The sequence below is a fragment of the Mycobacterium sp. TY814 genome (genome assembly GCF_030755175.1).
Taxonomy (GTDB): Bacteria; Actinomycetota; Actinomycetes; order Mycobacteriales; family Mycobacteriaceae; genus Mycobacterium.
This window is the reverse complement of the sequence record NZ_JAUFRY010000007.1, coordinates 1-13,563: the sequence shown is the minus strand read 5'-3', so window position 1 is coordinate 13,563 and position 13,563 is coordinate 1. Positions and strand designations below refer to the sequence as shown.

At 68.4% G+C, this 13,563-nt stretch carries 9 protein-coding genes and 1 pseudogene; 2 read left to right on the top strand and 8 right to left on the bottom strand.

The genetic code is table 11. From position 1 onward, the window contains the following. Nucleotides 1-36: 36 nt before the first annotated feature. The 3 genes from QXH22_RS30365 to QXH22_RS30355 form a co-directional block, all read right to left on the bottom strand. Nucleotides 37-627: a CDP-alcohol phosphatidyltransferase family protein gene (locus QXH22_RS30365; protein WP_306240482.1), complete on the bottom strand. Its 591-nt coding sequence runs from the start codon at nt 625-627 to the stop codon at nt 37-39. Between the two features lie 108 nt (nt 628-735). Further along, the gene (secA2, locus tag QXH22_RS30360) at nt 736-3,072 is read right to left on the bottom strand and encodes an accessory Sec system translocase SecA2 (protein WP_306240483.1); all 2,337 of its coding nucleotides are present in this window, start codon (nt 3,070-3,072) and stop codon (nt 736-738) included. Nucleotides 3,073-3,095: 23 nt separating this feature from the next. Next, on the bottom strand, nt 3,096-4,751 hold the full coding sequence (locus QXH22_RS30355) for an acetolactate synthase (protein ID WP_306276872.1): 1,656 nt from the start codon (nt 4,749-4,751) through the stop codon (nt 3,096-3,098). Between the two features lie 84 nt (nt 4,752-4,835). On the opposite strand from QXH22_RS30355, the gene QXH22_RS30350 reads away from it, so the two are divergent. After that, entirely contained in the window at nt 4,836-6,764 is a 1,929-nt protein-coding gene (locus QXH22_RS30350; RefSeq protein ID WP_306276873.1) for an ABC transporter ATP-binding protein/permease, read from the top strand. Nucleotides 6,765-6,868: 104 nt separating this feature from the next. On the opposite strand, the gene QXH22_RS30345 is transcribed toward QXH22_RS30350, so the two are convergent. From QXH22_RS30345 to QXH22_RS30335, 3 genes are all read right to left on the bottom strand, one after another. Continuing rightward, complete coding sequence (locus tag QXH22_RS30345) at nt 6,869-8,362, bottom strand: FAD-binding protein (RefSeq protein WP_306276874.1); 1,494 nt, start codon at nt 8,360-8,362, stop codon at nt 6,869-6,871. Beyond that, on the bottom strand, nt 8,359-8,859 hold the full coding sequence (locus QXH22_RS30340) for a VOC family protein (RefSeq protein WP_306276875.1): 501 nt from the start codon (nt 8,857-8,859) through the stop codon (nt 8,359-8,361). Before QXH22_RS30340 ends, QXH22_RS30345 begins: the two co-directional genes overlap by 4 nt. Before the next feature lie 100 nt (nt 8,860-8,959). Beyond that, entirely contained in the window at nt 8,960-9,649 is a 690-nt protein-coding gene (locus QXH22_RS30335; protein ID WP_306276876.1) for a TetR/AcrR family transcriptional regulator, read from the bottom strand. Nucleotides 9,650-9,761: 112 nt separating this feature from the next. On the opposite strand from QXH22_RS30335, the gene QXH22_RS30330 reads away from it, so the two are divergent. Beyond that, the gene (locus QXH22_RS30330) at nt 9,762-10,202 is read left to right on the top strand and encodes a nitroreductase/quinone reductase family protein (protein WP_306277622.1); all 441 of its coding nucleotides are present in this window, start codon (nt 9,762-9,764) and stop codon (nt 10,200-10,202) included. On the opposite strand, the gene QXH22_RS30325 is transcribed toward QXH22_RS30330, so the two are convergent. Further along, nucleotides 10,199-12,883, bottom strand: a complete 2,685-nt coding sequence (locus tag QXH22_RS30325; protein ID WP_306277623.1) for a PE family protein — start codon at nt 12,881-12,883, stop codon at nt 10,199-10,201. The two genes, QXH22_RS30330 and QXH22_RS30325, sit on opposite strands and share 4 nt — an antisense overlap. A gap of 418 nt (nt 12,884-13,301) precedes the next feature. After that, nucleotides 13,302-13,563 (bottom strand): annotated as a pseudogene (locus QXH22_RS30320) (hypothetical protein); the annotation flags it as partial.

The following is a 13,563-nucleotide window of genomic DNA, read 5'->3' as shown; positions in this document are numbered from 1 at the left end:
GCGTTGGGGTCATAGCCGCCCAGCAGCCGGTCCGGCTCAGCCATGCCTGACCTTCGGCATCCGGCGCATCACCAGCACCATCTGCAGGATGTAGAGCACGAACGCCCACAAGTACATGTACAGGCCCCAGATGAGAAACGCCCAGCCGCAGGCCAGCACGACGCGGCTCCACAGCGCGTCCCACTGTCCCAGCAGGACCAGCGGGAAGCCGGACATCAGCGCGAACGTCGCGGCCTTGCCCACATAGGTGACCGGCAGCGCCGAGAGCCCGCGGCTCCACAACAGCGGCAGCGTTCCGGCCAGCGCCGCGTCGCGGGCCAGCAGCATCAGCACGAACCACCACGGGGCGATGCCGCTGATCGCGAACACGATCGGCACGGTCACCATGTAGAGCCGGTCGACGGCGGGGTCCAGCAGCATGCCCAGCCGCGACTGCTGGTTGAGCAGGCGGGCGATCTTGCCGTCCGCCCAGTCCGAGACCCCGCTGAACATCAGGATCGCCACCGCCCAGCTCAGCGTGTGCGTGACCAGCATGAGGTAGACGAAGACCGGGATGAGGCCAAGGCGGACGACGCTCAGCACATTGGGCACCGTCAGTACCCGGTTCTGCACGAGCACTGGCTCCATGTGCCGTGACATTAGCCCGCTGACGATGCGGTCCGCACGGCGGACCGAGAAGGAAGCGGGCAATCAGACCCGGCCCGCTGACGATGCGGTCCGCACGGCGGACGGGACTCAGCGGAAGACGCCGGGCAGGCTCAGCGTGGACAGCGTGTCGTCGGACAGTGGGTTGTCGTTGACCATGTAGGTCCACGTGGACGTTGGGCGGGCGAGCTTGGACAGATCCAGGCCCGGCTCGTCCTCGAGAATGTTCGCCGTCTCGAACGTCTGCTGGGCTGCCTCGATGGCGTCGGCGGCCAGCGACGCGAACGCGTCCACCGCCATCCGGTGGAACTCGTCGAGCGGGTTCTGCCGGCCCAGCGCGCGCAGGTGGATGCTCTCGCGGATGTCGGCCAGATACGCCAGGTGATCGGCCCAGCCACGGTCGAGGTGATACAGCATGATCAGCCGGCAGATCTTCTCCAGGCGTTCCTCGGAGATCTCCTCGCGCAGCTCCTTGTACCGCTTGGGCGCCAGCTCCTCCAGCTCTTCGCGCGCAGTTGGCGTGCGCAGCAAAGTGTTTCGCCGGTCGACGATGATGGCGCGTTGCTGGGCGATGAGCTGGTTGTAGCGCCAGGTGTTCGCGTGCACGTCGAGCAGGCGGCCCTCGGCGACGCGCTGCGCATGATCGAGCAGCGCGTTGGTCTTGGGACTCAGGATGCGACCGTCCTCGTCGGTCTCGGTGGGCAGCTTGTTGCTGTCGAGATTGGCCGCCACCACGTCGTCTTCCCAACTCGAGAAGAACACCGACGAGCCCGGGTCCCCCTGGCGACCGGCCCGGCCGCGCAGCTGATTGTCCAGGCGCTCGGTGTGGTGCCGTCCGGTGCCGACCACGTGCAGTCCGCCCAGCTCGGCGACGCGGTCGTGGTCGGACTCGTCGGACCCGCCCAGGCGGATGTCGGTGCCCCGACCGGCCATCTGGGTGGATACCGTGACCGAGCCGTAGGTACCGGCCTCGGCGATCACCTGAGCCTCTTCGGCGTCGTTCTTGGCGTTCAGCAGCACCGCCGGCACACCGCGTTTGGTCAGCCGCTCGTAGAGGTCCTCGGATTCGGCCACGTCGCGGGTCCCGACCAGGACCGGCTGCCCCGTCTCGTGCACCTCGGCGATGTGCTCGACGATCGCGTCGTTCTTGGCGGCGGCGGTGATGTAGACCCGGTCCGACTCGTCCTCGCGGATATTCGGGGTGTTCGGCGGTATCGGCGACACCCCGAGTTTGTAGAACTGGCGCAGCTGCTCACCGGCAGCCAGCGCGGTGCCGGTCATGCCGCAGACCGTGGTGTAGCGGTTGATCAGGGCCTGCACCGTGATGGTGTCGAGGACCTCGCCCGTCTCGGTGGTCTCGATGCCTTCCTTGGCCTCGACGGCCGCCTGCAGCCCGTCCGGCCAGCGCTGCAGCTGGGCGATGCGGCCGCGGGAGGAATTGATCAGGTGCACCGCGTCGTCGCGCACGATGTAGTGGACGTCGCGCTGCAGCAGCACGTGCGCGTGCAGGGCGACGTTGATCTCGGTGAGCGTGGTGCCGACATGTTCCTCGGAGTACAGGTCGATGCCGCCGAGGGCCTTCTCGAGCTTGCGGGCGCCCATCTCGGTCAAGTGCACATTGCGGCTGTCGGCGTCGGTGGCGAAGTAGTCGTCGGCGTTCTTGTGGTGGACGAGCTGACCGACGAGCTTGATGATCTCGAGCCGCGGCGTCTCCCGGTGGGTGGTGCCGGCGAGCACCAGCGGCACCAGCGCCTCGTCCACCAGCACCGAGTCGGCCTCGTCGATCAACGCGACGTCGGGGTTGGGCGACACCAGGTCGTCGACGTCGGTGACCAGCTGGTCGCGCAGCACGTCGAAGCCGATCTCGTTGATCGACGCGTAGGTGACGTTGCAGCCGTAGGCCGTTCTGCGTTCCTCGCTGGTCGACTCGGCGGTGATCCAGCCGACTGTCAGTCCCATCGCCTCGATCAGGGGTCCCATCCACTCCGCGTCCCGGCGGGCCAGGTAGTCGTTGATTGTCACCACATGTACGTGTCGCCCCGCCAGGGCATAGCCGGCCGCGGCGATAGCCCCGGCCAGCGTCTTGCCTTCGCCGGTGGCCATTTCGATCACGTCACCGGCCAGCATCCGCAGCGCCCCGAGCAACTGCACGTCGAACGGACGCAGGCCGGTCGCGCGCTCGCCCGCTTCCCGTGCGATCGCCAGGAACTGCGGAATGTCGGAAGAGTCGGCCAGATCGTCCAGGTTGAGCAGCCCGGCGGCCTTACGCAGCTTCTCGTCGTTGAGGTCGGCGGCTTCCTTCTCGTACTCCTCGGAATCGGTCACCACGGCCATCGAGCGGCTGCGGTTCTTTTCCGTCGTGGCGCCGAGCAGGCGCCAAAAGCGGCTGCTCAGCCGTCCGGGCTGGGAGCGGGTGGTCTTCGGCACAGCCCCACGGTACGCGGTTGGCATCAGGCCAGGTTGGATCGGCGCGGGTAGGCCACGCTCGGGTCGGTGAGGACATTGACGACGGCCGGCATGCCGCTGGCGAACGCGCGTTCCAGCGCCGGGCGCAGCTCCGCCGGCGCCGCCACCAACTCACCATGGGCGCCCAGCGCGCGGGCCACCTCGTCGTACCGGGTTCCCGGGCGCAGCTCGGCCACCACCGAATAGCCGTACAACGCCTCCATCGGGTGCTTCTCCAGCCCCCAGATGCCGTTGTTGCCCACCACCGACACGACCGGCACGTTGTGCCGCACCAGCGTGTCCCATTCCATGCCGCTGAACCCGAATGCTCCGTCGCCCTGCAACAGCACGACCTGACGTTCGGGCCGCGCCAACTTGGCCGCCAGCGCATAGCCCGGACCGGAACCGAGGCAGCCGAACGGCCCGCTGTCCAGCCAGCAGCCAGGCTGGTAGCTGTCGATTACCCGGCCGGCGTAGGACCCGAAGTCACCGGCGTCGATGACGACGATGGCGTCGCGGTCCAGCAGCGGAGCCAGTTCGGCATATACGCGCATCGGGTGCAGCGGGATGCGGTCTTCGGCGAGTTCGGCCCGCTCCAGATCCCGCGCCGCGCTCTCAGCGGTGCGCAGGCCGTCGACCCAATCCTGCTGCCCAGGCGTGCCGGCGCACGCCAGCGCGGACAGGATGTCGCTCAGGTCGCCATACAGTTCGGCGGCGACAGGACGCGGGTGGGCGCGCTCCGGGCGGGCGCGGTCGACCACGATGAGTTGGGTGTCGGCGCCGAAGACGCCGCCGAAGCCGAGCCGGAAATCCATCGGCACACCGACGATCAGCGCGACATCGGCCCCGCCCAACGCTTTTGAGCGGGCCCGCGAGAACGCCAGCGGGTGGTCGGCGGGCACCACACCGCGCGCCATCCCGTTCATCAGCACCGGGATCCGCAGCTCCACGGCCAGCCGCAGCAGTGCGGTTTCGCCGTGCCCCCACCAGACATTGGTGCCGGCCATGATCACCGGCCGCTGGGCTTTTGCCAACAGCTCGACGGCCCGGTCCAAGGCGCCGCCGTCCACGGCGGGCGGTTGCGGCAGGTCGCTCAGGGCGCCCGGGCGGCCGTCGTCCTCGGCCATCGAGAAGACGTGATCCATCGGGAAGTCGACGAATCCGACACCCGAGGGGGCGCCGACCGATGCCCGCAAGGCCTGGTCCAGCAGCAGGCCGGCATCCTGCCCCGACTGTGCGGTCGCGGCAAACCGGGACAGCGGCGCGACGAACGGCACGTGGTCGATCTCCTGCAGCGAACCCATCCCCCAGCGCAATGCCGGTGCCCGGCCGCCGAGTACCACCAGCGGCGACTGATTCTGCTGGGCGGCCGCCATGGCGCTCATCCCGTTGGTGATGCCGGGCCCCGCCGTCAGTGCGGCCACCCCGGGCACCCGGGTCACCTTGGACCAGCCCTCGGCGGCAAAGGTGGCGGTCTGCTCGTGACGGGTGTCGATCAGCCGGATCCCCTCGTCACGGCAGCCGTCGTAGATGGAGAACAGGTGGCCGCCCGAGAGGGTGAAAAGCGTGTGGATGCCGCTTGCCTTGAGCCGGCGAGCGATGAGCCGGCCGGCGTGCACGGTTTGGGTGGGAGCGGCTTCACTGGTCGCTTCAGTGGTCATTGACGCAGCCTATCCACCGGCCTTCCGGTACCTTCGCCGGAGGATTTCTGTTGCGCAGCAGTTCGACTCTGAGGAGACAACACCGTGGGTCCGAAGCCGTTTACGCCGTCGATCGACTGGTCTCATGCGTTGCTGGATTCGCTGCGGTGGACGGCGATCGCGTGGACGATCAGCGCGGTTGCGCTGCTGTTGATGCTGGTGGTGTTCCGGTTCGTCACCCCCTGGGGCCGCCAGTTCTGGCGGATCACCGGGGGCTACTTCACCGGCCGCCACAGTATCCGGGTCTGGCTGATGTTCGGTGTGCTGCTGCTCTCGGTGGTGCTGGCGGTGCGTCTGAATGTGTTGTTCAGCTACCAGGGCAACGACATGTACACGGCTCTGCAGAAGGCCTTCCAGGGCGCCGCCGGCGACAACGACGTCGTGAAAAACTCTGGTGTGCATGGCTTTTGGATGTCGATTGGGATCTTCAGCATCATGGCCGTCATCCACGTGTCCCGGGTGATGGCCGACATCTACCTAACGCAGCGCTTCGTGGTCGCCTGGCGGGTGTGGCTGACCGACCATCTCACCGAGGACTGGCTGGAAGGCCGGGCCTACTACCGCGACCTGTTCATCGACGAGACGATCGACAACCCCGACCAGCGCATCCAGCAGGACATCGACATCTTCACCGCCGGCACGGGCAACGGCCCGAATCAGCCGGGCACCGGAACCGGCAGCATTCTCTTGTTCGGCACCGTGCAATCGGTGATCTCAGTGGTGTCCTTCACCAGCATCCTGTGGAATCTGTCCGGCACGCTGACGATCTTCGGCGTCTCCTTCCCGCGCGTGATGTTCTGGACCGTCATCGTCTACGTGCTGGTGGCCACGATCATCTCGTTCATCATCGGTCGTCCGTTGATCTGGCTGAGTTTCCGAAACGAGAAGCTCAATGCCGCCTTCCGGTATGCGCTGGTGCGGCTGCGCGACGCGGCGGAGGCGGTCGGCTTCTACCGGGGCGAGCGGGCCGAGCGCACCCAGCTACGCAAGCGGTTCGCCCCCGTCATCGACAACTACCTGCACTACGTCAACCGCAGCGTCGGCTTCTACGGCTGGAACCTCGCGGTGAGTCAGGCGATCGTGCCGTTGCCCTGGCTGATTCAGGCCCCCCGATTGTTCGCCGGGACAATCGATTTCGGCGATGTCAGCCAGACGGCGTCCTCGTTCGGCAACATCTCGGATTCCCTGTCGTTCTTCCGCAATGCCTACGATGCGTTCGCGTCGTACCGGGCGGCCATCATTCGGTTGCACGGGTTGGTGGAAGCCAACGAGCAGGGACGCGCATTGCCGGCCGTGCTGGCCCTGCCGAGCACCGACGGTTCGGTGCAGATCGACAACGTCGAGGTGCGCAAGCCCGACGGCGACCGGTTGATCGACCCGTTGGACGTGCGACTGGAGACCGGGGACTCGCTGGTGATCACCGGCCGTTCCGGATCGGGCAAGACCACCCTGCTGCGCAGTCTCGCCGAACTGTGGCCGTTCGCCACCGGAACGCTGCATCGCCCCGGCGGTGAGAACGAGACAATGTTCCTGTCGCAGCTGCCGTACGTGCCGCTGGGCGATCTGCGGTCGGTGGTGTGCTACCCCTTGGCGACCGAAAATGTATCCGATTCCGAGTTGCACGATGTCCTGACCAAAGTTGCTCTCGCGCCCTTGATTTCCCGCCTCGACGAGGATCAGGACTGGGCCAAGGTGCTCTCGCCCGGTGAGCAGCAACGGGTTGCGTTCGCGCGGATCCTGCTCACCAAACCCAAGGCGGTATTCCTCGACGAGGCCACCTCGGCGCTGGATCCCGGTCTCGAGTATGCGCTGTATCACCTGGTGCGCACCGAACTGCCGGACACCATCGTGATCAGCGTCAGCCACCGGCCCACCGTCGAGCAACACCACGAGCGGCACCTGGAACTGCTCGGTGAAGCCCAGTGGCGACTCGGTCCGGTCGAGACGAAAGCCGTTGCCTCAGAAACGACTTAAGCGCTCACGGCCCGCCGGGCCGCGTGCGCTCCGGCGGTGTGGGATGGCGCCTACGCGCTCACGGCCCGCCGGGCCGCGTGCGCTCCGGCGGTGTGGGATGGCGCCTACGCGCTCACGGCCCGCCGGGCCGCGTGCGCTCCGGCGCGGCGGCCGAAGAAGGAGCCCTCCCCCAGCTGCGTTCCGCTGGCATATCCCTTGCCGTCCTGGGCGAGGTTGGACGCACAGGCCCCCGCCGCGTACAGCCCCGGGATGACGCTGCCGTCGGCCCGCTGCACTTCCCCGTCAAGGGTGACCGCCAGACCGCCCATGGTGAATCCCGAGTACATCGCCCGCCCGAGCGACAGGTCGAATACCGCCCATGGGCTTTTATCCTGTGGCGCAACGTATTCGGGCTGTTTATGGAAGTCCGGGTCCTCGCCCTTGGCGGCGAATTCGTTGTAGCGGTCCAGGGATGCGGCGAGATTGCCCGCCGGTATGCCCAGGGCCGTCTCCATCTCGGCGATGGTCTCGTACCCGTCGAGGAATTTGATCAGCGGCATCGCCGGCATCTGCATGTGTGCTTCGTCGACGATCAGGTAGGCGGTCTGCTCCGGCTGTTCGAGCACGAAGGCCGAAGTGCGCGAGTGGTAGGAGTCCTCCGCAACGAAACGTTTGCCGTCCTTGTTGACGATGATGCCCGTCAGCAGGATCTCCGGCGGATAAGCCGCCGCGGTGATGAACAGCTCGTCCATGTATTTGGTGGCACCCCCGGCCGACTCGCCCAGCCGGATGGCCAGCCCGTCGTCGTGTGGATTGCCCAGGATGTACGGCGCCACCAGGCCATGGTGCTTGGTGCGCCGCGGCTGACCCAGCGCCGGCGTGTGCTCGGCGACCATGTCGGGGTTCATCGCGAAGCCGCCGGCCGCGATGACAACCGCTTTCGCCCGCACCGCGCCGGTGTCGGAGAAGTGCTTCCAGCTCACGCCGACAACCGCGCCGTCGTTGTCGACGATCAGGTTGGTGACCCCGGTCTCGTACTGGACCTGCACGCCGAGTTCGTCAGCGCGTTTGACCAGCAGGTCGATCACCATCGCTGCGCCGCCCAGTTCACCGGGCACCGGCACGGAGTGTCCGCGCGGCGCGGGCTTGGCCTGCTCGCAGAACGGCCACACCTTCTCGTTGCCCGTGTAACTCAGCCCCTCGGTGCCCGGCGGCACCACCACTTTGCCGGGGTAGTAACTGCGCTCGAACTGAAAGCCAAGTGCCTCAAGCCAATTGAAATGCTCGACACTGTCCTCGCAATAGGCGCGGATCTTGTCGAGCTCGGGCTCGCGGGACACCGCGACCAGGTACTTGTACATCTCCTCGGGAGAGTCGGCATGACCCGTCGCCTCCTGGACCGCGGTGCCGCCGCCCAGATAGAAGTGGCCGCCGGCCATTGCGGTGGTCCCACCGGCGGCGGCTGCCCGTTCCAGTACGAGCACCCGTGCACCCGCGGCCGCGGCGCTGACGGCCGCGCAGCCACCGGCGATGCCGAAGCCGATCACCAGCACGTCGACCTCGTCCGACCAGGACTCGACCGTGTCCACGTTGACCGTGGTGGGGATGTCGGTGCTCACCGCTGCTCCTGTTTTATGTAGTCGTAGAACGCTTTGATCTCGGGCGAGAGGTACGCGATCTCCACAAACGGGACACCCGCCTGCGGCGCGCTGACGTAGGCGAAGTGAATGCCGCCGGGCATGACGCCCTGTTGCACCACCTCAGCATCGTGACGGGTCGCGTCGGCAAGTGCGGCGTCGAACGCCCCCAGCGATTCGGCCTCCATGCATATGTGGTGCAGACCGGGGCCATGGTCCCGCAGGAATTCACTATAGATATTCTCTCCGCGGACCGGCGCGATCAGTTCCAGCTGCATGTCTCCGAGGTAGCTCAGCGAAATGCCCGCGACGAAGTCAGCAGGCTCACCGCGGAAGCTGCAGGTGTCCGGCGCAAAGTGGACGTCGGGTATCCGCACCCACTTGCGAGCGCCTAAAAGCCCGGTGAGAGCCGTTTCCGTGGCCTCGAGGTCCGGCGTCACCCAGGCGATCTGGATCGGTGACGCAGCAAGAAAGTTCATCGTCACGCAGACTATCGCAGCGCGCGGTCGGCAGAAAGAACGGGGAAAAACTTTGCCGCCGAGGCCAGCACCGGCCCCACGGCGGCCTGCTGAACATGTTCTAGTTCGGCTGGTCGAACAGGCCGATCAGCAACCGGACCTGGGTGTCGAACACGCTCCTGGGGTCGGTCACGGTGTCGGACCCGTACTGCTGGAACACCTCCATGCTGATCGCCCCCAGCACGCCGGCCCACAACAGGAAGCAACGGGCCATCACGCGATCGTCGCCCGGAAAGCCGAACTCGCGCCGGATGCGTTCGAAATCAGACGACATCGGTTGCGGCGCAGCATCACTGGTCAGCTTGATGTCGCCCGTCGTGATTCCGGTCGCGATGGCGTCGAACAGGTCTGCGACCACGCGGGTGCCGACTCCCACCGTGCGGTCCGGCGGCGCGTGGTATCCGGGTACCGGGCTGCCGTACAGCAGCGCCCAGCGCGCCGGGTGCGCGACAGCCCAGGCGCGCACCGCGTGCGTGATGGCCAGCACGTCGTCGCTCCAGAAGTCGCTCTCGGTGCCGTCGCGGGCCTGGCGCACCGCGTCGGCCAGGTCGGAGTAGGCGTCGACAAGGAGCAGGGTCAGCAGTTCGTCCCGGTTGGCGACGTAGCGGTAAACGGCCGAGGAAACCATGCCCAACTCGCGGGCAATCGCTCGCAGCGACAACCCGGCCGCGCCGTGCTCCACCAGATGGCGGCGCCCGAGTTCGATGATCTTCGCCTCGATCTGCTCCCGCGATTCCTGGCGTGTGCCCACGGGGTCAAGTCTGGCAGGACCGAGATCACCGCTCTTGCTTTTCGGTCACGGTTGTGACACGGTCAACCCAATACGAGAGCAGTGCTCTCGTATTGGGTTGAGGGAGGTCAGCATGTCCACGCAGTATCAACAACCGAATGCGGCCGCCCGGTCCGCGAATGCGGTGATCCGCTGGCTCGCCGAACTGGGCATCAGCATCGCCGGGACCCGGGCGCTGCGAGTGCGAGGCCGCAAGACCGGGAAGCCGCGCAGCGTGGTGGTCAACCTGCTGATCCTCAACGGGGACGAGTATCTCGTGTCGCCCCGCGGCAACACGCAGTGGGCGCGCAATGTCAGGGCCGCCGGGGTCGTCGAAACCGGCCCGCGCTGGCGACGGCGACGGGCCACCGTCACCGAGGTCGCCGACGACGGTAAACCCGAGATCCTGCGCCGGTATCTGCAGCGGTGGTACTGGCAGGTGAAGGATTATGTGGGCGGCGTGACGCCGGATTCCGGCGACGACGAGTTGCGCGCCGCCGCGACCCGCATTCCGGTGTTCGCTCTCGCTCGTTAAGGGGTGCCGGTAGTCCCTGGGGATCCGTCCAAGCCGTCGGCGCCGGCCGCGCCCCCCAGGCCACCGGTGCCGCCGGCACCGGCGCTGACCTGCGCGTAACCCAAGCCATCGCCGCCGTCGCCACCAGGACCGCCGCTGCCGGCAGGCTGCATCGCATTGCCGCCGTTACCGCCGTCCCCGCCCGCGGCGGTGGCAGTGGAAGTGGCCTGCAACACGACGGCGTCGCCGCCGCGCCCGCCCGCGCCGCCACCGGCACCGCCGTCGGCTCCATCGCCACCGCGGCCGGCCGTAGCAGTCGCTGTCGACGTCTCACTGCCAATCAAGGCCGAGCCACCCTCGCCGCCTGCACCGCCGGTCGCGGTGGCACCGCCGGCGGTCCCGGCCACGCCGTTGCCGCCAACTGCGTTTCCGGAACCCTCGCTGGCCGCATCACCGCCGCGGCCGCCTGCGCCGCCGCCCCCGCCGGTGCCGCCACGCGCTCCGTCGGCGCCGATGGCGTCGCCGCTGCCCAAATTCCTGGCATCGCCGCCCCTTCCGCCCGCTCCGCCGCTGCCGGTCGCACTGTCCCCGCCGGCGCCACCGGCGGCACCAAAGGCATCGACCGTCGACGATGCGCCGGCATACCCCAGTCCGCCTCGTCCACCGTCACCCCCATTGCCGGATGTTCCCGACCCGCCGGCGCCGCCCACAGCGGCAATCGCGGTTGTCGTGCCCTCGGTTCCCGCGGCACCACCCTCACCGCCGAACCCTCCGGTGACACCGGCGCCGCCGGCTCCACCCACACCGCCGGTGGCGAGCCCCGGCGACGCGATGTTGTTCGTATACGCCAACCCGCCTGCTCCGCCGTCGCCTCCGCTGGCGCTGATGCCGACGCCCCCGGCCCCGCCCGCGCCGCCGACGGCGTCGCCAATGCCGCGGTTTTCTACGAACCCGCCTCCCCCGCCATAGCCGCCGGCGGTTCCCGTGCCGCCGGCACCGCCGGCGCCGCCGGTCGCCGTGGCCGCAGACGTCTCGTTGTCGATGATCGCGCTGCCGCCACCGCCGCCGTTACCGCCTGCGGAGGTGACACCGCCGTCCGTGCCGGCGGCGCCGGCTCCGCCGAATGCGTTCCCGGTGCCCGAGTGAAGCACATCGCCGCCACTGCCTCCGGCGCCACTACCAGCAGGTCCGACGCCGGCAGTCCCGCCCTTGCCACCGAAGGCGTCGCCGCTCCCTTCATGGAACGCGCCTCCGCCGCGGCCGCCGTCGCCACCCACGCCTACCGTCGCGGCACCTCCAGCCCCGCCGGTCCCGCCGGTGGCGGTTCCCACCCCATAGCCTCGCGATACGCCCCCGTCGCCGCCGTAGCCGCCGGCGGCCCCGGTCCCGCCGTCGCCGCCGGTGCCGCCCACGCCGGAGTCGCCGATTCGTCCTCCCGTGCCGCCGGTGCCGGCGGCCCCGCCGCGTCCGGCGTCACCGCCCGTCCCACCGGTGCCGCCATCGCCTGCACCGATCCCGTCGCCTCCCCTGCCGCCGGTGCCCCCGGTTCCGCCCGTACCGCCGTTACCGTTGACACCGCCGTTGCCAGCCCCGCCAGTGCCACCGACGCCTCCGGTTCCACCTTGAGCGCCCATGACACCGCCGCCGTTAAAGCCCGTGCCGGTTTCGCCTTCCAGCCCCGTACCACCCGTACCCCCGGTGCCCCCGGTCCCGCCGGTGCCCGCGCCGCCCGTGACCGCCCCACTGCCGCCAAGACCGGCGGCCCCGCCTGTGCCACCGGCACCACCGATCCCGGCACCGGAGCCACTGTCTGCTGCGCCCGCGCCACCGTGGCCGCCCATCCCGCCGGTGCCACCCACACCGCCGTTGCCGCTACTGCCGCTCGTACCCGAGTTGCCGCCGAAGAATCCGGACGCGCCACCGGCTCCGCCCGCCCCGCCGACGCCGCCCATACCGCCCTGACCACCGGTCTGACCTGCGCCGCCGGCCCCGGCATTCACTCCGTCAACACCGGCGGTTCCGGCTAGGCCCGCTCCGCCCGTCCCCCCGACGCCGCCCGCGCCGCCGATGCCGCCGCCGCCGCCGGCGCCCCACAGCAATCCGCCGTTACCGCCGGCTCCACCAGTGCCGCCGGCCCCGCCGGTGCCACCTTGAACGCCCGCGCCGCCGGTGGCCCCGGTCAGGCCGATACCGCCGGCACCGCCCCGGCCGCCGTTGCCGAAAAGGCCGGCATCGCCGCCCCGGCCGCCGGACTGCCCGGCCGCTCCGGACCCGCCGTTGCCCCCGTTGCCCCACAGCAGCCCACCTGCCCCGCCGTTGGCTCCGGTTCCTGCTGCGCCGTCGGCGCCATTGCCGATCAGCGGTCGGCCCAACAACATTCGGGTGGGGGCGTTGACCACCTCGAGCACCAACTGTTCGGCGCTGGTCACTTCGGCGGATGCGTAGGCATTGGCGCTCCCCATCAGGGTGCGCACGAACTGGTCATGAACCGCGGCCGCCTGGCCGCTGAAGGTCTGATAGGTCTGGCCGTGGAGGGAAAACAGGGCCGCGATAGCCGCCGACACCTCGTCTTCGGCCGCGGCCAGCACACTGGTCGTGGCGCCGGCCACCATCTGGTTGGCGGTGCTGACTACCGATCCGATTCCGGCGACGTCTGCGGCTGCTGCCGTCATCGCTGCGGGGAACGCGATCACCTGCGACATGAAACGGGCCCTGTCTGTCTATGTGGTGAGGGGATGTGATGATCCCGGGGGCCCGATCCCGGCAAAGTCCCGATCGTGGGCCGTCGGCTGCCACCGTTCCTGTGATCGGCGACCCCGAAGGACCCAGGCTCGGATCGTAACTTCGGTTTTCCGAAAAATGCCTGATTTCCAGCAATTCTCCTCGACTATTTCGGCCGTTGATTTGGCTGCCTAATTGGTATATAAGCGATCCGCGCCGCCAGTTCAGGGCAAACGAAATCGCGAGCATTTCGAATGCGAAAAACACTAATCGGCAATGCATTTGAGTTTCAGGCGTCAACCACAGCTAATAAAATGTGAGAAACGCATGAACCCGATGCCGACACACTGCGATAATTGGAATCCGGCTCTAGTCCGTGGCGAACCGTCGCACGAAAGACTACGGATTGAAGCCGGTGTCCTCGTGAACCTGCTGGGTGACCGCCTGCCAGGAGACCGCCGCCGGCAGCGTGCCCCACACGCTGTTGAAGATCCCGACGATCTGGCCGGACCCGTCACCCGCCAGGTAGATCGGGCCGCCCGAGTCGCCCTGCTGGGTCTGGACACCGTTGCTCATGGTGAACCAGCCGTTGTTGACGCTGTCGACCGTTCCGCAGGTCTCGCCGGTGATGATGCCGAAATGGCAGACGGCCTGGCCGGCG